Genomic DNA, 24,769 nt, shown 5'->3' with positions numbered 1-24,769 from the left:
TGATTCGATGTGTTTGCGGGAAAAAAATCGGCCCAGATCCGCGAAATTTTAATCAGCGAGTCAGCTTGGGAAGAAATGACCTGCTTATTCGCACCTTCCTTAGCATCGCATAGCGTTAACGGTTTATCTGGTGTCTCCCCCACTTCAACGCCAGCAATATAATTTGTGATTTTGTCGCGTCGCCACACATCACGTATTTTCTGACTGTATAATTCCCCGGTGAGTTAGCGGTAGGTTAAACTATTACGTGTGGCTTTTAAAATCGCCAATAAATAAACTCAGGAAAATTCTTAATTAAGTAGTGAATAGTCGAATCAATTGCTGTTTCCCGCGCCCCACATGGGCGCTGCGTTTGTCGGTTATCCGGCCTGCCAGAGTCGATCTGTTCTTATTTTTTTGTTATCAACTGTTACTGTTTTGCCTGTGCCACTAAAGGCACACTATCCCGAAGAGATTCACCTGCCCCGCTAATTTGTCGAAGAGTTGATAACATGACAGAAATCCAGCGCTTACTTACCGATAATATTGAGCAGATTAATCACGCGGAGAAACGCGACAACCTGCCGCGCTTCAGTATCAGCTTTATCCGCCGTTTCCCCGGCCTGTTTATTGCCATGTATGCCGGATGGCTGGCGACTCTCGCCGTTATGCTTTACTCCCCTGCCCTGGCGGATTCAGTATGGCTACTCAATGTGCTGTTTATTATCCTGAATGGGTTTTTCTTCTTTGATGTGAATCCGCGTTACCGCTATAGCGATATTGATGTGCTGGATTTTCGCGTCTGCTATAACGGCGAATGGTTTAATACCCGCTACGTACCGCAAACCTTGATTGACAATATTCTTCACTCCCCGGCCGTCAGTCACGGGCAGAAGCATCGTTTACGTAGTCTGCTGACCACCAAAGGCCAGCTCTCCTATTATGATATTTTCTCACTGGATAAAAGCACCCGCCAGGTTGCCAGCCCGCAATAAGCGCATCGTCCCTGGCAGCGTGGCGCTTAACTATGCCGCCAGGGAATATCATCCACATAGTATTTAAGATGGTCGACAATGGTCCCCGGCAGGCAGCTCATATGGCGCTGCCGGACCTCTCCCCGGTAGATATCCACATAGTGCCCCTGCCCGGCGGCATCTGACACCAGCCGGTAGTGCATATCCTGCTGGTGAAAACTCAGCGCCAGCGTCTGGTGCTTATCACGCTTTCCCTGCCAGGTTAATGCCCGGGCCGCTTTTACCAGCGTGATATCCGGTTTGTGCTGCGGGGTAATCGCCCCCTGCTTATAGATATAAAGATTGCCCAGCCGGATGACGCTGACCTGCTGTTTTTCTGCTGTGGCACACTGGTAGATGGTCACCGGTTTGACCGGCGGTTCCGCCGCCTGTGCCGGGGAGGAAAAAATAAGCGCTAACGTCATGAGCAGTCTATCCATGATTGGCCCTTTATACGTACAAATCCGGTTGTTGTGTCGTACAGATACGCAGTTGACGACGCGTGCGCCGCGGCGTCCGCCGCACGTTATACACCCTGGCGACGGGCAAAAACGTTGTGATGATCAGATTATTACCGATGGTTTAGCGCGAACAGCGGTCATCGCACCCAATAATAACCGGGTGAAAGAAAGGAGAACGAGGGAGATACAAATGGGTGGGGGCCCTGCCAGCTACATCCCGGCACACACGTCGTCTGCTTTGGCTGCTTCCTTCCGGACCTGACCTGGTAAACAGAGTAGCGTTGCGGGAGAACCAACAGGGCCCCCATTGAGAGCTGCGGGGTAATCCCCACAGCGCAGGCGCATTATCCCTGTTGCTCAGGCCAATTGCAAGCCACTGCCAGCCAGCTGCTGCTTTCTTACACAGTGGGCTATTCACAGCGCCGCCCACTGTGATTATCCTGAATGGATTATTGATTACCGGAGTACAAAATATGTCTGAGGCAAGCTTCCCTCAGCGCGTCTGGCAGATTGTCGCCGCCATCCCCGAAGGACGGGTCACCACCTACGGGGATGTCGCCCTGCTGGCGGGCTCACCCCGGGCGGCACGCCAGGTGGGGGGCGTCCTGAAACGCCTGCCGGAAGGCAGCCTGCTCCCCTGGCATCGGGTGGTAAATCGCCACGGCGCTATTTCATTAACCGGCCCGGACTTACAGCGCCAGCGCCAGGCGCTGCTGGCAGAGGGGATTATGGTATCCGGTGACGGTATCGTCGATTTAACCCGCTACCGCTGGCGTCTGTAGCCCTATTAATCCCCGGGCATAAAAAAGCGATACCCGCAGGCATCGCTTTTCAGGCGCGCGATAGTGTTTAGGTTCTTACCAGGAGAGCGGCGCCCCGCCAGTAGAAGCGCCATTGCCGGTATCAACCGGCACTGCCTGTTGCGGTACCGGCACCAGGTTCAGATCAACACGGGTGCCCCCTTGATTGATCACTGGCTGTACCGTATCGGTGACAAACACCAGACGCCCATTAATGGCGACAGCGGCACTTAACAGTACCCGATCTTTAGCCTGGATCTGGGACGGGTTGTAGGGCAGCACGAAGCTGAACGGTGATTGTTTACCTTCAGTGTGCACCGCTTTTTGCGACAACACCCGGGCCGGTGCATCCGCCAGGCTGGCATCAGACAGGGTTACCGTCAGCACCGCATCCGGCGGCAGCGCGGAACGCTGGCGAATAATCACATTACCGGAGACATTAGGCTGTGACGAATCCCCCTGAGACAGCGTGGCGATGCCATAAGGATCAGTCCCCTGAGGCGCGGTTCCCGCACTGTTTTGCTGTGCACAACCCGCTAAAGCGGCTGCAACGGCTAAACCCGTTAATAGAGGTGTAAGTTTCATTAATTTCTCCTTATTATCGGGGCCATCACAAGCCACAGAAGGTGGTCTGTGGTGGCCACTGAAACACCAGTTTCACAATAAGTGTGGCACAGACCACAGAATTTGCTAAAAAACCAATAATATCCAGACTAATCTTACCCGCAACGCAATGTTACCAATGGGTTATAATTTGCGACGTCGGTTGAGTTTCCCACTGAGGATCTACTATGAGTCAAGCGCTCAATACGCTACTGGCATTACTTAATCTGGAAAAAATCGAAGACGGCCTGTTCCGCGGCCAGAGCCAGGATCTTGGCCTGCGTCAGGTCTTTGGCGGCCAGGTGGTTGGCCAGGCGCTCTATGCGGCGACCGACACGGTGCCGTCCGAACGGCTGGTCCACTCGTTTCACAGCTATTTCCTGCGCCCCGGCGACAGCCAGAAGCCCATTATCTATGACGTTGAAGTCCTGCGCGACGGCAACAGCTTCAGCGCCCGCCGGGTAGCGGCTATTCAGAACGGCAAGCCTATTTTTTATATGACCGCCTCCTTCCAGGGGCCGGAGGACGGCTTCGAGCATCAGAAAGCGATGCCGGCAGCCCCGGCGCCGGAAAGTATCCCCTCAGAAACCGATATCGCACGCAAATTTGAACATTTGCTGCCCCCGGTACTGAAAGAGAAATTTCTGGTGGAAAAACCGCTGGAGATACGCCCGGTGGTGTTCCATAACCCATTGCAGGGCCACGTCGATAAACCCAGCCGCCAGGTCTGGCTGCGGGCCAACGGTACCGTGCCAGACGATATTCGCATCCACCAGTATTTGCTGGGCTATGCATCGGATTTTAATTTCCTGCCGACCGCGCTACAGCCCCACGGCGTGGGTTTTCTTGAACCGGGCATGCAAGTAGCCACTATTGATCACTCCATGTGGTTCCACCGCCCGGTGAATATGAACGACTGGCTGTTGTACAACGTCGAGAGCACGTCGGCCTCCAGCGCCCGTGGCTTTGTGCGCGGGGAGTTTTACACCCGTGACGGCATACTGGTGGCCTCCACCGTGCAAGAAGGGGTGATGCGCCAGCGCCAGCCCTGATCCTCTAAACGAAAAAAGCGGAACCCGGGTTCCGCTTTTTTGCTGTTTTCACAATCAGGCGTTGTAGGCATTTTCGCCGTGGCTGTTCACGTCCAGCCCTTCGCGCTCCTGCTCTTCCGGTACCCGCAGCCCCACCGTCATATCCGCCAGTTTAAAGCCGATAAACGCCACCACACCTGACCACACCACGGTGAGCACAATGCTTTCCCGCTGCACCATCACCTGATGGCCCATGGTGACACCTTCCGCGTAGCCAACGCCCCCCAGCGAGGTATCGGCAAAGATACCGGTCAGGATACAGCCGACAATCCCGCACACCCCGTGTACCCCAAACACATCACAGGGATCATCCACCCGCAGCCAGCGTTTCAGCAGAGTAACGCCCCACAGCCCCGCCAGGCCAGATACAATACCAATAATCAGCGCCCCCCCCACCCCAACATAGCCACAGGCCGGGGTGATCCCCACCAGGCCGGCAATGGCACCAGAACAGGCCCCCAACAGGGATGGCTTACCGCGCAGCGCCCACTCACCGAAGATCCAGCCAAGGATCGCCGCCGCTGTCGCCACCACGGTGTTCATAAATGCCAGAGCGGCGATTTCGTTTGCCGCACTGGCTGAGCCCGCGTTAAAGCCGAACCAGCCGAAGTACAGAATAGCCGTGCCGGTAAACACCATCGGCAGGTTGTGCGGTTTAAACGCCTCTTTACCAAACCCGACACGTTTACCCATCAGGTATGCTCCCACAAGACCCGCAACGGCGGCGTTAATATGCACCACGGTACCGCCAGCAAAGTCCAGCGCCCCGTGGCTCGCCAGCAGGCCACCGCCCCATACCATATGGGCCACCGGCAGATAAGAAAACGTTAGCCATACCACCACAAAAATCAGCAGCGCAGAAAAACGGATACGTTCCGCCAGCGCCCCGACAATCAGCCCGACAGTAATGCAGGCAAATGAGCACTGGAACGCCACGTGAATATATTGATAGAACGATCCCATCAGGGCTTTTAATTCGATATTTTTCAGCATCACCCATTCAAAACCGCCGAAAAAGCTATTACCGCTACCAAAGGCCAGCGAGTAACCGTAAACCACCCACAGCACGCACACCAGAGCAAAAGAAACCGACACCTGGGTCAGCATCGACAGCACGTTTTTGCCACGGATAAGCCCGCCATAGAACAGCGCAATGCCGGGAATGGTCATAAACAGAACCAGCGCGGTACACAGCATCATAAAGCCGTTGTCGGCTTTATCGGCCACGGCGGGATCTGCCGCCATCGCCAGAGAGGGCAGCAACGCCAGGGCACCGATACCAGACAGCAAACTTACTTTTTTCATCGTCTTTATCCTCTAACTAATATGTCCGGTCAGCTGTCAGAGTGCGGCTTCATCAGACTCGCCGGTGCGGATCCGAATCACCCGTTGCAGGTCGGCAACAAAAATTTTGCCGTCGCCAATTTTACCGGTCCAGGCGGCTTTGCTTACCACGTCGACCACCTCATCAAGCTGGTCATCGGCAATGGCCACATCAATTTTGACCTTAGGCAAGAAGTTCACGCTGTATTCCGCACCGCGGTACAATTCGGCATGTCCTTTCTGGCGGCCAAAGCCTTTAACTTCGGTGACTGTCAGCCCCTGAATGCCGATGGAAGAGAGCGCTTCCCGGACGTCTTCCAGCTTGAATGGTTTGATTACCACGGTAACCAGCTTCATAGATCCCCTCCAGTGAGTATTAAGGTCAGTACCATCACTAAAATGTTTCCCGGGGTAACTAAAGCAATTGATGTGCCAAAAATAGCAATTGATGTGGCGGAAACAAAAAACCACCGTTTGCAAGGGGCGCACCGGGCAACCGCGGGGGATCAGGAACGGAAATGATAAAAAAACGCACCATTGCGGTGCGTTCTCTTTTATGGCCTGCACCCACACTGCGCGTGGGGGCGTAAATCCGGGCGTGTTGGGTTAATGGCCCACGCCAGATGCACCACGCTGGACACCCGGCGCAGCACCGTCCTCAAGCTCCTGCCCGGCCAGTTGCAACTGGTACATCTGCCAGTAACGGCCCCGGCTGGCCAGCAGTTGCTGATGGGTGCCCCGCTCCACCGCTTCACCACGGTGCAGCACCAGGATAGTATCCGCCTCGGTGATAGTGGACAGCCGGTGAGCGATAACCACCAGAGTGGTGTGCTGGCGCACCAGATGCAGCGCCTGCTGAATCGCCCGCTCAGTACCGGAGTCAATATTCGCGGTGGCCTCATCCAGGATAAGGATCGCTGGTAAATCCACCAGTACCCGGGCCAGGGCCAGTAACTGCTTTTGCCCCACGGACAGGGTATTGCCCTGCTCCCCTAATGCGGTGTGGATCCCGTCCGGCAGGCTGCGGGCCAGTGCCGCCAATTGTACCGTCTCTAACGCCTGCCAGACCTGCGCTTCGCTGATATCTCGCCCCAGGGTTACGTTCGCCAGGAAGGTATCAGCCATCACCACCGGGTCCTGCTGTACCATGGCGATGCCTTTACGCAACGCCCCGTGGCTCAGGCCCTCCAGCGGGCGACCGTCAAAGCAAATCGTCCCCCGGGTCAGCGGGTAGTAGCCCATCAGCAGGTTAGCCAGGGTACTTTTACCACTGCCGGTATGCCCCACCAGCGCCACAAACTGGCGTGGCGGGACATGCAGCGAGATATCGCGCAATACCAGGCGATCCCCGCGGTAAGCGAACGACACATCCTGCAAATCAATCTGGCCATTTTCCAGCGGGCGATCATCATCGCCATACTGCTGGCGCGGTTTGTCCATCAGTTCAAAGACCCGCTCCCCGGCCACCACTGCCTGTTGCAGCATCGACTGCTGAGTAGTGAGCTCAATCAATGGCTCATTCAGGCGCCCCAGGTAGCTGATAAAGGCATACAGCACCCCCACCTCAATGGTCCCCGAGGCGGAGAAACCAAACAGTATCAGCAGCCCGCACAGTATCAGGGCGGAAAACAGGCTCAGCAGCGGCCGCAGCAGGAAGCCGTCCAGACGCAATGTCTGCATGCGCGCCTGATAGTGAGACTCGCTGAGGGCGTGCATCCGTTCACCAAAGCGACGCTGCTGGCGAAACAGCTGGATCACGCTCATGCCGTTAATAATTTCATTAAAGCCATCATTAATATCGGCCAGGTAACCGCGCACCCGGCGCACAATCGGGGTACTCAGGCGCTGATAAATCACCATCACCACCAGTACCGCCGGGAAGATAAGGATAGCCACCAGCGCCATCCGCCAGTTGAGGCTGAACATCGCCACCAGCATGGCCCCCACCAGGGCAGCACTGCGTAATACCGTGGCCACCACGGTAACATACAGATCGCGGATCACTTCGGTGTCGTTAGTCACCCGGGAGATCAACTGCCCAACGGGCTGGATGTCGAACTCACTCAGCGGCTGGCGCAGGGCGGCATCCATCACATCGGTACGCAGCTGTTGCACTACCCCTACCGCCGCCCGGTTAAACAAAAGCGACTGGCTATAGTGCAGGCCGGCGGCCAGCAACTGTAACAAAAGATAGGCCGCCACCAGCCCCACCGCCCAGGCCACCGGCACGCTGTGGTTCGCCACCAGGTGATCAATAAAGTAACTGATTAACGCCGGGCCGCTGACTTCCGCCGCCGCGGCGATCCATAACATCGCCACGGCGATAATCATCTGCTTACGCCACGGCGATCCATAGGCCAGCAGGCGTTTTAACGTCGGCCATAACCGCCCGAAACTACGCATCGCACGCCTCCAGGTCTGTTTTAACGCCGTCGTTGGGGCCGTCGTCCAGCGCCGCCTCCAGTTGTTGGTAACGGTACATATCCCGATACCAGCCCGGTTGCCCGAGCAGTTGTTCATGGCGGCCCCGCTGGGCCACCCCGCCGTGAGCCAGCACCAGGATCTCGCTGGCCTCAGTCAGGGCAGACAACCGGTGGGCGCTGATAATCACGGTCCGGCCCTCTCCCCACTGGCGCAAGTTCTGCAAAATCTGGTGTTCGGTGCGGCCATCCACCGCGGAAAGTGCGTCATCGAGGATCAGAATTTCCGCCTCCAGCAACAGCGCCCGGGCAATAGAAATACGCTGCTTCTGGCCGCCCGACAACATCACGCCCCGTTCGCCTACCTCGGTGTTATAGCCTTCCGGCAAACGCAAAATATCCTCGTGAACTGAGGCCAGCTGCGCCGCGCGTTCAATTTGCGCCTGGCTCGCCCAGGGCCTGCCGAGGGCAATATTGTTTGCCACCGTGTCGGAAAATAAAAACGGCGTCTGGCTTACTACCGCCAGCCGTTCGCGCCAGCTGTCGAGCTGCAGCTCAGGCAGCGCTACCCCGTGGAAACAGATACTGCCCTGTTCGACATCAAACTGGCGCTGCACCAGCCCCAGGAGCGTACTTTTCCCGGATCCTGTCGGGCCACATAACCCCAGCATTTTTCCGGGCTGAAGGGTAAACGCCACCTGGCGCAGGGCGGGCTGGGATGTCTCTGGATAATGAAACTGCTGGATATTCGCCACCAGGGTGCCCCGGCCAGCGGGCACCGGTCGCGTACCGTCGGTAACCACTGAGGCTTCATCCAGCAGGCTGCGGATCCGGCTATAGGCCGCGCTGCCGCGTTCAACAATGTTAAACATCCATGCCAGCGCCAGCATTGGCCAAATCATCAGCCCCAGATACATCATAAAGCTGGTGAGCTGGCCAAGGGTCAGGCTGCCGTTCAGTACCATCCAGCTACCGCCCCCGACTGCCAGCAGGTTTGCCATGCCGATGGCGATATAGATAGTCGGATCAAAACGGGCATCCACCCGGGCGACCCGCATATTCCGCTCGCCGGTGACTTTGGCATCATGGGCAAACAGCGCAGACTGCCGATCCTCAAGACCAAACGCCTTGATCATGCGGATACTGGTCAGGCTCTCCTGGGTGCGATCGTTAAGGGAGGAGAATGCCCCCTGGGCCAGCTTAAAACGTTCGTGGAGCTGGTTACCGTAACGGTGGATAACCAGCGCCATCACCGGCATGGGCAGCAGCGCTATCAGGGTCAGCGGGGCGCTAATTTGGGTGCTCATCATCACCAGCACCGCACAGCCCATCACCATGGAGTCCACCAGGGTTAGTACCCCCTCCCCGGCGGCAAACACCACTCGATCCACATCATTAGTGGCCCGGGCCATTAAGTCCCCGGTGCGATGGCGCAGATAGAAGCGGCTTTGCTGATGGCTGAGCTGGCGGTAAAAGTCTCCCCGCAGGCGTACCGCCAGCTGGTAGGAGGCGCCGAACAGTAAAATACGCCACACGTAACGCAGCAGATACACCATTACCGCGATCAGCACCATTGCCCCAATCCACATCACTATCTGCGGGGCGCTGGCGTGCTCGCGGGTGACGCTATCGACAATCACCCCCACCAGCCTCGGCGGGATAAGCTGCAATACAGCAATAAGAATAAGTAACGCCACGGCGCCAAGATAACGCCGCCACTCCTGGCTGAAGTACCAGCCTAACTGGGTAAATAATCGCACGCGGTTTGGTTCCTGAAGGCCGTATTAGGGCGCGGGCAGAGAAACGAAAGGGCCATCACCAGGGTTATCACTCCGCCAGCGGTAGCGCTGTGGTATATTTTATCTGTTCCATGGCAAAACTCGAAGTGACATCGCTCAGTCCGGGAACCTGGTTCACCATTCGCTTATAAAAATCGTCATAGCGCTTCATGTCCGCCACCTGAACACGCAGTAGATAATCATATTCCCCGGCCATGCGCCAGAACCCCAGCACTTCCTGCATGTCGGAGACCACGCGCACAAACTCGCTGTACCACTCCCGGCTGTGCATCTGGGTTTTGATCAATACAAACGCGGTTAAGCCAAGCCCCAGTTTCTCTGCATCCAGCAAGGCAACATGGCCCTGAATAATCCCCTCTTCTTGTAGCCGTTTCAGACGTTTCCAGCAGGGGGTGGTGGTCAGATTAACGGCCTCGGCCAGGGCCTGCAACGACAGGGTACAGTCCTGCTGCAGTAATGCGAGTAATTTTCGGTCAATTTTATCTATCATATCGCCACCAGGGAGTAAAATTTTCTCCAGAAAAGCATTTAAGCAGGATCTTTAGCAACCTTTTTTTCCGCGATTTCCCGTAGGCTACTGCCATTATCAATACACTTCCTGGGGAATACGCATGACGGATAACTGGGTCACCTACGCCATTAATGAAATCAACGCCGATGCCCAGCGCTCTGCGGATACTCACCTGATTCGCCTGTGCTTACCGGCGTTTCCGGGGATCAATATCTATCTCAAGGATGAAAGTACCCATCCCACCGGCAGCCTTAAACACCGCCTCGCCCGCTCGCTGTTCCTCTACGGCTTGTGTAACGGCTGGATCAAACAAGGAACGCCGGTTATTGAGTCCTCGTCCGGGTCCACGGCGGTTTCCGAAGCCTGGTTTGCCCGGTTGCTGGGGCTGCCATTTATTGCCGTGATGCCGAAGCATACCGCCAGGCGTAAAATTGAGCAGATTGAATTTTACGGCGGCCGCTGCCACTTTGTAGACAATCCCTGTGAAATTTATGCCGCCTCACAGCAGCTGGCCCGGGAGCTGAATGGCCACTATATGGATCAGTTTACCTACGCTGAGCGGGCGACGGACTGGCGAGGCAATAACAATATAGCCGACAGCATTTTCCGCCAGATGCGTTGTGAACCACACCCGGTCCCGGACTACATTGTGATGAGTGCAGGCACCGGGGGCACCTCCGCCACCATTGGCCGTTATCTGCGTTATCAGGGTCACGCCACCCAACTGGTGGTGGTCGACCCGGAAAACTCCGTCTTTTACGATTATTGGCAGCACCGCGATCCGCGGTTAACCGGCCATACCGGAAGCCGGATCGAGGGCATTGGCCGCCCGCGGGTAGAGCCGTCGTTTATTCCCGATGTGGTGGATCAGATGATCCCGGTGGCGGATAGCGCCAGTATCGCCACCATCCACTGGCTGGAGTCGGTACTGGGCCGCAAAGTGGGGGCCTCTACCGGGACCAATATGTGGGGCGCGTTACAACTGGCGGCGCAAATGCGGGCGGCGGGAGGCCAGGGCACCATTGTGACCTTGCTGTGCGATAGCGGTGAGCGTTACCTCGACACCTACTACAACCCCCAATGGGTGGCGGAGCATATCGGCTCGCTGACTGACAGCCGCCAGCAGTTAGCGGCGTTGCTTGAGCCCGGCCAATAAATAAAAAAAGCCGGGACATGTCCCGGCTGGCTGTAATGGCCTCGTTATTCGGGGGAATAATTCAGGTGTGGTGTGTCCAGCCAATGTGTCAAATAGTGAGAAATAGCCTGACCGGCGCAGTGGCCGATCACCGGCAGATCCGGTAATGCCTGTTTTAACTGGGGCATTGCGTTACCCATAATGATCCCGCGCCCCACGCTGGCCAGCATCTCCCGATCGTTCATCGCATCGCCAAATGCCATACAGTCGCTGAGCGGAATATCCAGCCGCTCACTCAATGCCCGCAGCGCCGCGCCTTTATTACAGTCCCGGGGCAGCACTTCCAGACAATCAAATGCCGAGAAGCAGATAGCCGCGCTGTCCCCTAGCTGGGCCTGGAGCTCAATACGCAGCTGGCACAATATATCGTGGTCACCGCAGAAACAGATCTTGGTGACCTCATGGGCAGACAGCCGCTGTAAATTCACCAGTTGATACTGAAAACCGCTATGGCTGTGGGCGGTGAGTAACCCCGGTAGCGCCCGGTCGGTCAGCCAGCCGCTGTCATTAAACACGTGGACACTCACCTCTTCCGGCCAGTGGCTATGCAGCACAAACTCCGCCACGTCCGGGGCCAGATCACAGCGAAAGAGCGGCTCCCCGTCTGCGGTATGAATACGGGTGCCATTGCCGGTAATCAACCAGCCGGATAAACCGAACTTACCTAAGAAGGGCTGCATTTCCAGCACATGACGACCGGTAGCAAAGGTGAGCGTAATACCGCGCTCCCGCAGGCGCCCCAGCGTGTGCAGGGTTTCGGCACCTGGCCGGTGATCGGGCATTAACAATGTCCCGTCCATATCAAACGCTACCAGCTGTGTCATTTTCCCCTCGCCTGTGAGCCAGTTAACATGACGGTAAGTATCTGCTGTTATATACGGAACAAATAGTGAATAGTTGATAAAAATTGTTCCGGTTTTATCCGATGCGCCTGCTTAACCGACTTAACCAATTCCAGCGCCTGTGGCAGCCCTCCAGAGGGAAGCCACAACAGGTTACCGTGGCCGAGATGGCCAGCCGCTGCTTTTGCAGTGAACGCCATATCCGCACCCTGCTGCACCAGTTGGCGGACAGCGGCTGGTTACACTGGCAGGCGGCCCCGGGGCGCGGCAAGCGCGGCACCCTGCAATTTCTGACCACTCCAGATGCCGTGCGCTCCACCCTGATGGAGCGCGTGTTGAATAAGGGCCAACAGCAGAATGCCCTGGAGCTGGCCCAGCTGGCGCCGGATCAACTGCGCCAGGCCCTGCAGCCCTTTCTCGGCGGCCAGTGGCAAAATGATATTCCCACGGTGCGTATTCCCTACTACCGCCCCCTTGAGCCACTCCGCCCCGGTTTTCTGGCGGGGCGCGCCGAACAACACCTCACCAGCCAGGTATTCAGCGGCCTAACCCGCTTCCGGAGTGATTGTCCGCTTCCCGAAGGAGATTTAGCCCACCACTGGGAGGTTACCGGGGCGGGCTGCTGTTACGACTTCTGGCTGCGCCCCTCCCTCTGGTGGCACAACGGCGAGAAGCTCACCGCCGCGCATCTGGTGGCCAGCCTCGGGCAGCTTATGCAACAACCCGCTATGGGCCAGCTGTTTGCCAGCGTTTCCGGGCTGGAGGCCCCAGCACCCGGCCTGGTGCGCATCCGGCTACACCGTCCTGACTACTGGCTACCCCACCGGCTGGCCAGTTATTGCAGCCATCTGCATTATCCGGAAATTGCCGCCACCCCCGGGGCTGCGGGCTCCCCGGGGAAACCGGCCGAGCCCCACACCGGCTGCGGACCATTTAAAATCAGCCTGTATCAGCCAGAGCTGGTACGCCTCGAACTGCATGATCGCTACCACCTCAGCCACCCGCTGATTGGCGCCGTGGAATACTGGATAACCCCACAACTGTTTGATGCCAGCCTCGGTACCAGTTGCCGCCATCCGGTGCAGATTGCCATCGGCGAGCAGGCGCAACTGCCCGCGTTACAGCCCCGGGATAAGCGCATCAGCCTCGGTTTTTGTTATCTGGCCATTAAGCAGGACGGCCAGTTGTCGGCCCGGCAGGCCCAGTGGTTGATGCATCTGATTCATCAAAGTGGCTTACTGACCACGCTGCCGGTAGAGGACGGCCTGATCCAGCCGAGTAACGCCCTGTTGCCCGGCTGGCCGCTGCCCGATAACCGGCGCTGTGAGCCGGTAGCGCTCCCCCGGGCGTTAACCCTGCTCTATCACCTGCCGGTGGAGCTGCACGCTATGGCCCGTCAACTGGTTAGTTATCTGGCCCGCTATGGCTGCACCCTGACACTGCGCTTTCACGATGCGAAAAACTGGGCCGGCTGCAATGATATGGACGGGGCCGATATTCTGATGGGGGACCGGCTGATTGACGACGCGGCGGAATATACCCTTGAGCAGTGGCTGCGTTGTGATGTGCTGTGGCGGGCGGTATTCTCCCCCGGGCGCTACCGGGAGATTATCACCAGGCTGGATGCTATCCAGCAGCACCCTGATGCGGCACAGCGCATTCAGGGATTAAAAACCCTTTATGAGGCACTGATGTCTGCGTCGGTCCTCACCCCGCTGTTTAACTATCATTACCAAATCCACGCGCCGCCTAATGTCCGGGGGGTGCATATCAATGCCCGGGGCTGGTTCGATTTTACCCGCCTGTGGCTGCCGCCCCCGGAGAATCGCTGAAGCACTGGCACCGTATGCTGCCGGGCGCTACCATACACCGTTATTAGATTAAAAAAGGGTGACTATGAAACGCGCAGTCGTTGTTTTTAGTGGGGGCCAGGACTCCACCACGTGTCTTATCCAGGCGCTGCATCAGTATGATGAGGTCCACTGCGTTACGTTTGATTATGGCCAGCGCCACCGCGCCGAGATTGACGTAGCCCAGGTGCTGTCCCTGCAACTGGGGGCCCGGGCGCATAAAGTGCTGGATGTTACCCTGCTTAACGAACTGGCGGTCAGCAGCCTGACCCGCGACAGTATCCCGGTGCCGGACTACGATCCGGACACCAGCGGTATTCCGAATACCTTTGTGCCCGGCCGCAATATTCTGTTTCTGACTCTGGCCGCGATTTACGCCTATCAGGTGCAAGCAGAAGCGGTGATCACCGGGGTGTGCGAGACTGACTTCTCCGGCTACCCGGACTGCCGGGATGAATTTGTCAAAGCCCTGAACCACGCAGTATCCCTGGGGATGGCCCGGGATATTCGCTTTGAAACTCCGCTGATGTGGCTCAACAAGGCGGAGACCTGGGCGCTGGCGGACTACTGGGGCAAACTGGATCTGGTGCGGGCAGAAACCCTGACCTGCTATAACGGCATCAAAGGTGACGGCTGCGGTGAGTGTGCAGCCTGCCATCTGCGGGCGAACGGTATTACCCATTATCTGGCGGATAAACCCGGCATTATGGCGGAAATGAAACGCAAAACCGGCCTGGCATAACCCCCGGTAACGACCAGGCGGGCTCCCCGCCTGGTCGCGCCATCCGGTTTACCTGCCGGTGACAATCATTTGGTCGAGTTTATCCCGCAGTTCCCCCTCCAGCGGCAAGGCTTTCTGGGTCGTCAGATCCACACAGACAAACGTAATCAGCGCATCTGCCACTGTCACGCCGTCCGGCTCCCGGGTGATAACCTGGCTGAGTACCCCGCTTTTGCCGTTTAACTGTTGCAGGGTGCTGGTAACAATCAGCCGGTCCCCCAGTACCGCGGGTTTGCGATAGTTAATATTGATATTGGCCACCACAAACGCAATATGGTGGTCCACCATCCAGCGGAAGCTCTCTTCTTGCTCCAGCGCCTCCCAGCGCGCCTCTTCGAGAAATTCCAGATAACGAGCGTTGTTCACGTGCTGGTACACGTCCAGATGATATCCCCGGACTTTTATGGTTGTCTGCATAGCGCCTTACCCTGTTAGCTGTTGTGATATGTACAGAGGCCGTACAAACTGGTACGACCTCTACAGCTTAGCAAAGATCTGACGCTGTCACGGACATGCTATTCAGAGTTTGATCAGCGCCTTATTTCGCGCGACCAGCGCGGCGCCAATACCGGGGACCTCCGTCAGTGCGTCCAGGTCAGTAAATGGGCCATTGGCCTCCCGGTAGCGGACAATGGACTCCGCTTTTTTCAGCCCCACGCCATTCAGCATCTGGGCCAGTTCTTCGGCACTGGCGCTGTTAATACTGACGCGCAGTTCATCCTCCACGCTAACCGTCGGTACGGGCCTGGCGGTGGGCTTCGGCTCTGGTTTCGCCAGGGGCTTACCCTGGCTCACGGCAGGTTTATCCGCCGGGCCGGCAGCATACGCCGGGGACAGTAAACTTCCGCCCGCCGCGATAGCGGCCAGTAACATCCAGTGTATTGCAGACATCATGGGTTCTCTCCTTTCAGTAAATGACAGGAGCCACAGTACGGGGTAGACAGGGAGGCCACAAATGGCAATCGGCAGAGATGGAAAAGGCCGCGAAAGCGGCCTTTAGTTGTTTCAGCGGGTTACACTGGGGTGCGAGGCACCCCGATATTATTGCTGTTCCAGCGCGTCGCCCACTTTGATTTTGGCGTCTTTACGCAGGTTCGCCATCAGGGCTTCGAAGGTGATCTGTGCATTGTTCTGGGTGATCCCCTGCACCATCGCTTTCTTCTGCTCTTGCGGCATGTTACCGGCGCGAACCTCTTGCAGCGCCAGCAGTACCACATTCCCCTGCATATCGTTGCTGACGCCGTAAGACGGCTTATCTTTCGCCGGCAGCGCCAGGGCGAATACCGACTGGCTTACCGGGTCCTGAGCGGTGCGGGTGAAGGTTTTCAGCTCACCAAATTGCAGGCCCGACGCTTTCAGCGCCTCATCACCGTTACCGGCTTTCAGGCTGGCCAGCAGCTTGTCTGCGTCGGCTTTTGCCTGGATATCCGCTTTCTGGTGTTTCACCGCAGCAACAACCTGGTCGCGGACATCACTCAGCGGTTTCACCGCCTGGGCTTTATGGTCAGCAATACGCAGGACAAAGGCGCGATCGCCGTCCACGGAGATAATATCGGAGTTACTGCCCGGGGTGCCGTTCTCACCGATCAGGCTGCCGTTGAAGATTTCGTCGGTAACTGGTTTAAAGTTCAGTGCCTGAGGGACGTTATCCCGGCCAAACCAGTCGCTCTCAACAACCTTAACGCCGGCCACTTTCTCTGCCGCCGCCAGGGATTCGTTATCGTTGCTGGCTGCATCACTCACTTTCTGCTGCAGGGCGTAGAACGCGTCGAGGGCTTTTTCCTGTTTCACTTTCGCCACAATGCTGTCGCGAACGTCAGCCAGCGATTTCACCTGCTGCGGCTGCACATCATCCAGACGGGCAATCAGGTAGCCGACGGACGATTTAATCACGCCAGACAGCTGGCCTTTGTCTTTCAGACCGGCCGTTTTCAGCTCATCCGGCATGGTCGCGGTTTCCAGCCAGCCCATATCGCCGCCATTACGGGCAGAAATAATATCGGTGGATTTCTCTTTGGCAACGCTGGCGAAATCTTTACCGCTGTTCAGTTCGTCCAGCGCGGCTTTCGCCGTGGCTTCATCTTTGGTCTGGATCACGCTAAAGCGATAGCGCGCGGCCTGGGTGAACTGGTCCTGATGCTGATCGTACCAGGCCTGAACATCCGCATCGCTGACATCGGCCTGCATGGCGGCAGCGTCCAGCATAATGTAGCTGACTTTAAACTGCTCCGGAGCGATCAGCGCATCTTTATGCTGCTGGTACCAGGTGTCGATTTCCGCATCAGTCACCTGCTGTTTGGCCGCCAGGGCGTTGACATCAAGGGTGGCTGAACGGGCCAGACGCTCCTGGGAAACCAGTGCCGCGATGTTGTCGGTTTCGCCGTTTAGCATAAAGTCAGACCCGACCACCGCATTAATCAGCTGCTGAGTGGTCAGCTGGTTACGCAGCGCCTGGGCATATTGATCCGCAGACATGCCCATGCTGGACAGGATGGCGTTATAACGGGTGTTATCAAAGCGGCCATTGTTCTGGAAGGCCGGTTCTTTAAAAATCGCCTGTTTAACCTGCTCATCGCTGATAGACAGCCCCAATTTACGGGCGTACTGGTCAAGCAGCGCTTCGTCTACCATGCGCTGCAGAACCTGCTGGCGCACGCTTTTCATGTAGCCTTCGTTGCTGGCGATTTCAGAGTACTGATCGCCCAGTTGCTGCTGGAGGCGGTTGCGCTCCCCGGCAAAGGCATTCTCAAACTGGGCCCGGCTAATCTCCTGGCCGTTAACTTTCGCGGCATAATTATTGTTACCGCCAATCAGGTAGTTACCTACGCCAGTCAAAATGAATGACACGATAATCAAACCCAAAATGATCTTGAGTACGACGTGGTTTGCCGCCGCACGTAAATTGTCCATCATGGTGTAACAACACTCCGCTGTAGTGTAATTCGTGAGCCATCGCACCGCGCTAACCGACAATACGGTGTCAGTTCAGTCCTGCAATGCGCAAAGCGCTATTTTGACAAGAAACGGGGGGGATTGTCAGCCCACACGGGAAAGAAAATCCCGGATAATAAAAAAGGCACATCAAAGATGTGCCTTTTTCATAAACTGTTCAGGCAGCCAGAGCTTAGTTAACAGCGTCTTTCAGCGCTTTACCAGCACGGAAACCCGGCACTTTCGCCGCAGCGATAGTGATTTCTTTACCGGTTTGCGGGTTGCGACCGGTACGGGCAGCGCGTTCTTTCACAGCGAAAGTACCGAAGCCTACCAGTGCAACATCATCACCAGACTGCAGAGACTCAGTTACAGAGGCAATCAATGCATCTAACGCACGCCCTGCCGCAGCCTTAGAAATATCAGCACCAGCGGCAATCTTGTCGATCAGTTGGGACTTATTCACTATTCTCTTCCTCTCTTTATATTTTATATCGCACCGGAATCCATTGTAGTACGACCGCGCAGCAGTTATATCAGGGTTGATATACCCTTACAACACCCGTGAGTCCGGGTAACACCACCATCCGGGGCGGACTTGCACTAAGGTAGCCAGACAAAAAAAGGCTGGCAAGTAAGAATTAGCCTGCCAGCCTTGTTTTTGTGAGCACGGTGCGGGTTAAATCACTATTTAGCCGTTACCACTTCCATGCCAAATGGTTCATTTTGCAGAGCAAGTTGCAATACTTCCTCGATCCGCTTCACCGGATGAATATTCAGATCGGCAATAACATTTTCCGGAATATCCTCAAGGTCGCGTTTGTTCTCATCGGGGATCAGCACGGTTTTAATGCCGCCGCGATGGGCCGCCAGCAGTTTCTCTTTCAAACCGCCGATTGGCAGAACCAGACCACGCAGGGTGATTTCCCCGGTCATCGCCACGTCGGCGCGCACCGGGTTACCGGTCAGACAGGACACCAGCGCGGTGCACATGGCAATACCGGCGCTTGGGCCGTCTTTCGGGGTCGCCCCTTCCGGTACGTGCACGTGGATATCACGTTTTTCATAGAAATCCGTGTTAATGCCGAGTTTTTCCGCCCGGGCACGCACCACGGTCAGCGCGGCCTGGATGGATTCCTGCATCACCTCGCCCAGGGAGCCGGTATAGGTCAACTTACCTTTACCCGGCACACAGGCCGTTTCGATGGTCAGCAGATCGCCACCCACTTCGGTCCACGCCAGCCCCGTCACCTGACCAACGCGGTTTTCGTTGTCGGCACGGCCATAGTCAAAGCGCTGAACACCCAGGTAGTCGTGCAGGTTGTCGCCGTCGATTTCAATGTGCTTGAGGGTTTTATCCAGCAGCAGCTGTTTAACCGCCTTACGGCACAGTTTTGAAATTTCACGTTCCAGACCACGCACCCCGGCCTCACGGGTGTAGTAGCGAATGATGCCGACAATGGCGCTGTCATCCACTTTCAGCTCGTTCTTTTTCAGGGCGTTACGCTCAATCTGCTTCGGCAGCAGATGGCGTTTAGCAATGTTCAGCTTTTCATCTTCGGTATAACCAGACAGACGAATCACTTCCATACGATCCAACAGCGGTGCCGGAATATTCATGGAGTTCGAAGTGGCAACAAACATCACGTCGCTCAGATCGTAATCCACTTCCAGGTAGTGATCGTTAAACGCCACGTTCTGTTCCGGATCCAGCACTTCCAGCAGTGCGGAGGCCGGATCGCCGCGCATATCGGAAGACATTTTGTCGATCTCATCCAGCAGGAACAGCGGGTTTTTAACGCCGACTTTTGCCATCTTCTGGATAAGTTTGCCCGGCATAGAGCCGATATAGGTACGGCGGTGACCGCGGATTTCCGCTTCGTCACGTACCCCACCCAGCGCCATACGGATGTATTTACGTCCGGTGGCTTTAGCAATGGACTGCCCCAGAGAGGTTTTACCCACCCCAGGAGGCCCTACCAGGCACAGGATCGGGCCCTTAATTTTATTAACCCGGCTTTGTACCGCCAGGTACTCAAGAATGCGATCTTTCACCCGATCCAGACCATAATGGTCGGTATCGAGGATTTCCTGGGCCTGACGCAGGTCTTTTTTGACCTTGCTGCGGGCATTCCACGGCACCTGAATCATCCAGTCGATGTAACCGCGCACCACGGTGGCTTCTGCGGACATCGGGGACATCATTTTCAGTTTTTGCAGCTCAGCCTCGGTTTTTTCCCGGGCTTCTTTGGGCATCTTCGCGGCTTCAATTTTGCGCTTCAGCGCTTCATTTTCGTCCGGCGCATCGTCCATTTCGCCCAGCTCTTTCTGAATGGCTTTCATTTGCTCATTCAGGTAATACTCGCGCTGGCTTTTCTCCATCTGCTTTTTGACCCGGTTGCGAATGCGTTTCTCAACCTGGAGCAGATCGATTTCTGATTCCATCATGGCCATCAGATATTCCAGACGTTCATTCACGTCGGACATTTCCAGCACAGACTGTTTATCAGCCAGTTTCAGCGGCATATGGGCCGCGATAGTGTCCGCCAGACGCGCGGGATCGTCGATGCTGTTCAGCGACGTGAGCACTTCCGGTGGGATTTTTTTGTTCAGCTTGATGTAGCCTTCAAACTGGCTGATAGCAGTGCGCACCAGCACTTCCTGCTCACGCTCTTCAATAGCCGGAGACGCCAGGTATTCAGCCTGCGCGGTGAAGTGGTCACCGTTATCCGAAAGCGTAGTAATGCGCGCGCGCTGTAAACCTTCAACCAGCACTTTAACGGTACCGTCCGGCAGTTTCAGCATCTGTAAAATAGACGCCACAGTCCCGACGGTGAAAAGATCATTGACACCAGGCTCATCTGTTGAGGCTTCTTTCTGCGCCACCAGCATGATTTTTTTATCATGGTCCATCGCTGCTTCCAGGCAGCGAATAGATTTCTCACGCCCGACAAACAAAGGAATGACCATGTGCGGATAAACCACCACATCGCGCAGCGGCAATACGGGGATTTCAATGCGTTCAGAACGCTCAGGATTCATAGAGCTCTCTCTTAGTTTAATTTCCGCCAGGGAATGGGCACACGTGAACGCGTTTCACGCCATCTCTATAATTCAGGTAGATCAGTATATGGGGATGTTTCCCGTACATTCAATGTCAGGAATACAGGAAAAATGAATGGGGGACAAAATCCCCCATTTTTGGATAACTGACTGTCTGGAATGGCGAATTATTCGCCAGATGCTTGCTGGGCTTCTGCTTTACCGTAAATCAGCAGCGGTTTGGACTGGCCGTCGATAACGGACTCGTCAATCACCACTTTTTCTACGTCGTCCAGGGACGGCAGATCGTACATCGTATCCAGCAGGGCGCCTTCAACGATAGAACGCAGGCCGCGGGCACCGGTTTTACGGGACATGGCTTTTTTGGCAATGGCCACCAGGGCTTCGTCGCGGAATTCCAGGTCAGTGCCTTCAAGGCTAAACAGCGCCTGATACTGCTTAGTCAGGGCGTTTTTCGGCTCTTTGAGGATCTGAATCAGCGCATCTTCGCTCAGTTCGTTCAGAGTCGCCACCACAGGCAGACGCCCGATAAACTCAGGAATAAGACCAAATTTGATCAGATCTTCGGGTTCAGCCTGGGCCAGCAACTCGCCTTCGGATGCCTTCTGAGACTTGCCTTTCACCGTCGCACCAAAACCAATACCTGAACCGGTTTCAACACGATTAGCGATAACTTTATCCAGGCCAGCAAACGCACCGCCGCAGATAAACAGGATCTTCGAGGTATCCACCTGCAGGAACTCCTGCTGCGGGTGTTTACGGCCCCCCTGAGGCGGTACCGCAGCCACAGTGCCTTCGATCAGTTTCAGCAGGGCCTGCTGCACCCCTTCACCGGACACGTCACGGGTGATGGACGGGTTATCGGATTTACGGGAGATTTTGTCGATTTCGTCAATGTAAACAATCCCGCGCTGGGCTTTCTGCACGTCGTAATCGCATTTTTGCAGCAGTTTCTGGATGATATTTTCCACATCCTCACCCACGTAACCGGCTTCGGTCAGGGTGGTGGCATCCGCCATGGTAAACGGCACATCCAGCAGGCGAGCCAGGGTTTCCGCCAGCAGGGTTTTACCGCTACCGGTAGGCCCAATCAGCAGAATGTTACTTTTACCCAGCTCCACGCCGTTGGCGCTGTCACCGTTGCGCAGACGCTTGTAGTGGTTGTATACCGCAACCGCCAGGACCTTTTTCGCCTGCTCCTGCCCGATAACGTAATCATCAAGGTGGCTGCGAATTTCATGGGGGGTCGGCAATGCACTGCGCTCACGATGCGGTGCAACTTCTTTTATCTCTTCGCGAATAATGTCATTACATAAATCGACACATTCATCGCAGATATACACTGACGGCCCGGCAATCAGCTTACGCACTTCATGCTGGCTTTTGCCGCAAAAAGAGCAGTACAGCAGTTTGCCTGAACCGTCTTTGCGCTTATCTGTCATCAGTAAAACCTCTTTTCTGTTACTCTGCGCCGCGCTACGCGACGCAAACGCCATTTACAGGCACAACCGATTTCCACGCCTTCAGGGTGCCGCCTCTGTTGTACAGTATAGCGGCCTCCCCGGCCAAATCAGGAACGATGCGTTAAAATTGAGTCTACAAGGCCGTATTCTACTGCTTCGCTGGCGGACAGGAAGCGATCGCGTTCGGTATCCCGTTCAATTTCCTCAAGCGGTTTGCCGGTGTGCTTAGCCATGAGCTCGTTCATCCGCGCTTTGACTTTCAGAATTTCTTTGGCGTGGATTTCAATGTCCGTTGCCTGACCCTGGAAACCACCCAGTGGCTGGTGAATCATCACCCGGGAGTTAGGCAGGCAGAAACGCTTACCTTCAGCACCTGCCGTCAGCAGGAATGCCCCCATGGAGGCCGCCTGCCCCATACAAATGGTGCTGACATCCGGTTTGATAAACTGCATGGTATCGTAAATCGACATCCCTGCGGTAATCACCCCCCCCGGAGAATTGATGTATAAATAAATGTCTTTTTCCGGGTTTTCGGCTTCCAGGAACAGCATCTGGGCTACTATCAGGTTAGCCATGTGGTCTTCTACCTGACCAGTCAGGAAAATGACACGCTCCTTAAGCAGACGAGAATAAATGTCATAGGAACGCTCCCCCCGGGAGGTCTGCTCCACCACCATTGGCACCAGTGCCATATGAGGTGCAAATTTATCGTGTTCGCCACTGTATGACATGTCCGTCTCCTTATTCATCTTTTAACTGACCAGGCAATACTGATGCTACCTGAGCGCCGGCGGGTACACAATCAGCCGCCAGACTCCACACGTACACGGACAGAATATCAGCCAGGGTCACCAATACATTATCCTCTAGATGAGGACGTACTTGTTCTGTTTCAAGCATAACAACCTTTTCCGGTTACGCTAAGCCCTGCTAACGCTTTTATTGATACCTGGGTGTTCTTTGTTGCATCAGGGACTTAGACCGTAAAAAGCCGTTTGGTTCTGCGGTGATAAAAAAAACCCGCCGCCTGATGGCGACGGGTTTGTTTACTGCAAAACTGGACCGTCGGCGATTAGGCCTGCTGGTTCATCAGTTCGCTGAAAGTGGTCGCTTTTTCAGTCACTTTCGCTTTTTCCAGAATCGCTTCTACTGCCTGTTCTTCCAGAGCAACATTACGCATGTTGTCCATCAGTTCATTGTTTTTGCTGTAGAACTCGATAACTTCTTTCGGATCTTCGTAAGCGGAAGCCATTTCTTCGATCAGCGCATTAACGCGAGCATCGTCAGCTTTCAGTTCGTGAGAACGGATAACTTCACCCAGCAGCAGACCAACAACAACGCGACGTTTAGCCTGTTCTTCGAACAGTTCGCGCGGCAGTTCCATCGCCTGTTTCTGGTTGCCACCGAAACGCTGAGCGGCCTGGCGACGCAGTACGTCGATTTCGCCGTCGATCAGGGCAGCCGGGATGTCGATTTCGTTCGCGTTCACCAGGCCGTCAATTGCCTGAGACTTGATACGGTTACGTACCGCGCCTTTCAGCTCACGATCCATATTTTTACGTACTTCAGTACGCAGACCGGCAACAGAACCATCTTCAACGCCGAAACGTTTAATGAATTCTTCAGTCAGTTCCGGCAGCTCGCGTTCTTCAACTTTTTTCAGGTTGATAACGAATTTAGCCGCTTTACCTTTCAGGTTTTCAGCGTGGTAATCTTCCGGGAAGTTCACGTCGATGGTGAATTCTTCGCCTGCTTTGTGGCCGTTAACGCCTTCTTCAAAGCCCGGGATCATACGACCCTGGCCCATGGCCAGTACGAAATCAGTGGCTTTGCCGCCTTCGAATTCTTCGCCGTCTACAGAACCGGTGAAGTCGATGGTAACACGGTCTTCTGCATCAGCAGCGCCGTCTTTGTCTTTCCAGGTTGCCTGCTGTTTGCGCAGGGTGTCCAGCATGGTGTCAACGTCGGCGTCGGTAACTTCAACAACCGGTTTTTCCACTTCGATGGCATCCAGATCTTTCAGTGCAACTTCCGGGTAAACTTCGAATTCTACCCCGTAAGTGAAATCCTGGCCTTCTTTGTACTCACCCGGAACATAGTTCGGTGCGCCAGCCGGATTGATTTTTTCTTTGATGATAGCGTCAACAAAGTTACGGCTCATCAGGTCACCCAGCACGTCCTGGCGAACAGATGCGCCATAACGCTGAGCAACGATATGCATTGGTACTTTACCCTTACGGAAGCCGTCAATACGGACTTTCTTCGCTACATCGACCAGCTCTTTCTTCACAGCACTTTCGATGCTGTCAGCAGCAATAGTAATCGTCAGACGGCGCCCAAGGCCCTGAGTGGTTTCAACTGAAACTTGCATCTTGTTACCTCAAAAAATCACAGTGCTCGGTCAACTCCGGAAGCCCCGTCAGGGTACCTCACGAAACCGGGATGTCTTCGTCGTAGTCAGAACACATTCCCTGTTGCCAGAATCATCCCGAATACAATCCGAAAAATAAGACGCAGCATTATAGCGGCATCACATTAGTGAGTCGAGAACGGTTATCGCACGCAGGTGCGGTACATTTCACAGTTCGCGTGCTCTTAAGTCTGAAATGAAACGGAAACAAGTAGCTTTCAGACAAAATAAAAC

At 55.5% G+C, this 24,769-nt stretch carries 24 protein-coding genes and 1 other RNA gene; 6 read left to right on the top strand and 19 right to left on the bottom strand.

All coding sequences use genetic code 11. The annotated features are described in order from the left end of the window. A partial coding sequence (locus F9C28_RS20090; RefSeq protein WP_233148976.1) for a hypothetical protein occupies positions 1–188 on the bottom strand: 188 nt, incomplete at its 3' end. Between the two features lie 303 nt (positions 189–491). On the opposite strand from F9C28_RS20090, the gene F9C28_RS07785 reads away from it, so the two are divergent. Further along, the gene (locus F9C28_RS07785) at positions 492–974 is read left to right on the top strand and encodes a YlaC family protein (protein ID WP_199014663.1); all 483 of its coding nucleotides are present in this window, start codon (positions 492–494) and stop codon (positions 972–974) included. A 26-nt stretch (positions 975–1,000) separates the two neighbouring features. Here the strand turns inward: F9C28_RS07785 and F9C28_RS07780 are convergent, their stop codons facing one another. Both F9C28_RS07780 and ffs read right to left on the bottom strand, forming a co-directional pair. Continuing rightward, on the bottom strand, positions 1,001–1,432 hold the full coding sequence (locus F9C28_RS07780) for a hypothetical protein (protein ID WP_199014662.1): 432 nt from the start codon (positions 1,430–1,432) through the stop codon (positions 1,001–1,003). 222 nt (positions 1,433–1,654) lie between these two features. After that, positions 1,655–1,751, bottom strand: an RNA gene (gene ffs / locus F9C28_RS07775) — signal recognition particle sRNA small type. A gap of 175 nt (positions 1,752–1,926) precedes the next feature. On the opposite strand from ffs, the gene F9C28_RS07770 reads away from it, so the two are divergent. Beyond that, complete coding sequence (locus tag F9C28_RS07770; protein ID WP_199014661.1) at positions 1,927–2,235, top strand: MGMT family protein; 309 nt, start codon at positions 1,927–1,929, stop codon at positions 2,233–2,235. A gap of 75 nt (positions 2,236–2,310) precedes the next feature. On the opposite strand, the gene F9C28_RS07765 is transcribed toward F9C28_RS07770, so the two are convergent. Continuing rightward, positions 2,311–2,838 (bottom strand): YbaY family lipoprotein, encoded by a 528-nt coding sequence (locus F9C28_RS07765; protein WP_199014660.1) that lies wholly within the window; start codon positions 2,836–2,838, stop codon positions 2,311–2,313. Between the two features lie 206 nt (positions 2,839–3,044). On the opposite strand from F9C28_RS07765, the gene tesB reads away from it, so the two are divergent. Next, the gene (gene tesB / locus F9C28_RS07760; protein ID WP_199014659.1) at positions 3,045–3,908 is read left to right on the top strand and encodes an acyl-CoA thioesterase II; all 864 of its coding nucleotides are present in this window, start codon (positions 3,045–3,047) and stop codon (positions 3,906–3,908) included. Positions 3,909–3,962: 54 nt separating this feature from the next. Here tesB and amtB read toward each other — a convergent pair whose 3' ends face one another. From amtB to F9C28_RS07735, 5 genes are all read right to left on the bottom strand, one after another. Beyond that, positions 3,963–5,252 (bottom strand): ammonium transporter AmtB, encoded by a 1,290-nt coding sequence (amtB, locus tag F9C28_RS07755; RefSeq protein WP_199014658.1) that lies wholly within the window; start codon positions 5,250–5,252, stop codon positions 3,963–3,965. Positions 5,253–5,288: 36 nt separating this feature from the next. Beyond that, positions 5,289–5,627 (bottom strand): P-II family nitrogen regulator, encoded by a 339-nt coding sequence (glnK, locus tag F9C28_RS07750; protein WP_199014657.1) that lies wholly within the window; start codon positions 5,625–5,627, stop codon positions 5,289–5,291. Between the two features lie 249 nt (positions 5,628–5,876). Continuing rightward, positions 5,877–7,673, bottom strand: coding sequence for a SmdB family multidrug efflux ABC transporter permease/ATP-binding protein (locus F9C28_RS07745; RefSeq protein WP_199014656.1), 1,797 nt, complete (start codon positions 7,671–7,673; stop codon positions 5,877–5,879). Beyond that, a complete protein-coding gene (locus F9C28_RS07740) occupies positions 7,666–9,450 on the bottom strand; it encodes a SmdA family multidrug ABC transporter permease/ATP-binding protein (protein WP_199014655.1) in 1,785 nt (594 codons plus the stop codon). Before F9C28_RS07740 ends, F9C28_RS07745 begins: the two co-directional genes overlap by 8 nt. Before the next feature lie 67 nt (positions 9,451–9,517). Beyond that, on the bottom strand, positions 9,518–9,979 hold the full coding sequence (locus tag F9C28_RS07735; RefSeq protein WP_199014654.1) for an Lrp/AsnC family transcriptional regulator: 462 nt from the start codon (positions 9,977–9,979) through the stop codon (positions 9,518–9,520). A gap of 121 nt (positions 9,980–10,100) precedes the next feature. Between F9C28_RS07735 and F9C28_RS07730 the strand changes: the two genes are divergently transcribed. Beyond that, positions 10,101–11,156, top strand: coding sequence for a PLP-dependent cysteine synthase family protein (locus tag F9C28_RS07730; protein WP_199014653.1), 1,056 nt, complete (start codon positions 10,101–10,103; stop codon positions 11,154–11,156). 44 nt (positions 11,157–11,200) lie between these two features. On the opposite strand, the gene cof is transcribed toward F9C28_RS07730, so the two are convergent. Continuing rightward, positions 11,201–12,019, bottom strand: a complete 819-nt coding sequence (gene cof / locus F9C28_RS07725; RefSeq protein WP_199014652.1) for an HMP-PP phosphatase — start codon at positions 12,017–12,019, stop codon at positions 11,201–11,203. Between the two features lie 101 nt (positions 12,020–12,120). Here cof and F9C28_RS07720 point away from each other — a divergent pair, with 101 nt between their 5' ends. Continuing rightward, positions 12,121–13,869 carry an SgrR family transcriptional regulator gene (locus F9C28_RS07720; protein ID WP_199014651.1) on the top strand — a complete coding sequence of 583 codons (1,749 nt, stop codon included), beginning with the start codon at positions 12,121–12,123 and terminating at the stop codon, positions 13,867–13,869. A 64-nt stretch (positions 13,870–13,933) separates the two neighbouring features. Beyond that, positions 13,934–14,629 carry a 7-cyano-7-deazaguanine synthase QueC gene (gene queC, locus F9C28_RS07715; RefSeq protein WP_199014650.1) on the top strand — a complete coding sequence of 232 codons (696 nt, stop codon included), beginning with the start codon at positions 13,934–13,936 and terminating at the stop codon, positions 14,627–14,629. A 48-nt stretch (positions 14,630–14,677) separates the two neighbouring features. Here the strand turns inward: queC and F9C28_RS07710 are convergent, their stop codons facing one another. The 9 genes from F9C28_RS07710 to tig all read right to left on the bottom strand — a co-directional run bounded on the left by F9C28_RS07710 (position 14,678) and on the right by tig (position 24,496). Beyond that, a complete protein-coding gene (locus F9C28_RS07710) occupies positions 14,678–15,085 on the bottom strand; it encodes a YbgC/FadM family acyl-CoA thioesterase (RefSeq protein WP_199014649.1) in 408 nt (135 codons plus the stop codon). Positions 15,086–15,187: 102 nt separating this feature from the next. Continuing rightward, complete coding sequence (locus F9C28_RS07705) at positions 15,188–15,562, bottom strand: ComEA family DNA-binding protein (protein WP_233148975.1); 375 nt, start codon at positions 15,560–15,562, stop codon at positions 15,188–15,190. A 147-nt stretch (positions 15,563–15,709) separates the two neighbouring features. Beyond that, entirely contained in the window at positions 15,710–17,581 is a 1,872-nt protein-coding gene (ppiD, locus tag F9C28_RS07700) for a peptidylprolyl isomerase (RefSeq protein WP_199014648.1), read from the bottom strand. Positions 17,582–17,792: 211 nt separating this feature from the next. Further along, entirely contained in the window at positions 17,793–18,065 is a 273-nt protein-coding gene (hupB, locus tag F9C28_RS07695; protein WP_010428111.1) for a nucleoid-associated protein HU-beta, read from the bottom strand. Between the two features lie 221 nt (positions 18,066–18,286). Beyond that, positions 18,287–20,641: an endopeptidase La gene (lon, locus tag F9C28_RS07690; RefSeq protein ID WP_199014647.1), complete on the bottom strand. Its 2,355-nt coding sequence runs from the start codon at positions 20,639–20,641 to the stop codon at positions 18,287–18,289. Positions 20,642–20,829: 188 nt separating this feature from the next. Further along, positions 20,830–22,104, bottom strand: a complete 1,275-nt coding sequence (gene clpX / locus F9C28_RS07685; RefSeq protein WP_199014646.1) for an ATP-dependent protease ATP-binding subunit ClpX — start codon at positions 22,102–22,104, stop codon at positions 20,830–20,832. A gap of 128 nt (positions 22,105–22,232) precedes the next feature. Then, positions 22,233–22,856 carry an ATP-dependent Clp endopeptidase proteolytic subunit ClpP gene (gene clpP, locus F9C28_RS07680; protein ID WP_199014645.1) on the bottom strand — a complete coding sequence of 208 codons (624 nt, stop codon included), beginning with the start codon at positions 22,854–22,856 and terminating at the stop codon, positions 22,233–22,235. A 10-nt stretch (positions 22,857–22,866) separates the two neighbouring features. Beyond that, positions 22,867–23,025 (bottom strand): hypothetical protein, encoded by a 159-nt coding sequence (locus F9C28_RS07675; protein WP_199014644.1) that lies wholly within the window; start codon positions 23,023–23,025, stop codon positions 22,867–22,869. A 172-nt stretch (positions 23,026–23,197) separates the two neighbouring features. Continuing rightward, entirely contained in the window at positions 23,198–24,496 is a 1,299-nt protein-coding gene (tig, locus tag F9C28_RS07670; RefSeq protein ID WP_199014643.1) for a trigger factor, read from the bottom strand. Positions 24,497–24,769: the final 273 nt, after the last annotated feature.

It is taken from the genome of Shimwellia pseudoproteus, from assembly GCF_016415625.1.
Lineage (GTDB): Bacteria > Pseudomonadota > Gammaproteobacteria > Enterobacterales > Enterobacteriaceae > Shimwellia > Shimwellia pseudoproteus.
Note: the sequence above shows the minus strand (reverse complement) of the source record. Positions and strands in the feature narration are given on the sequence as shown.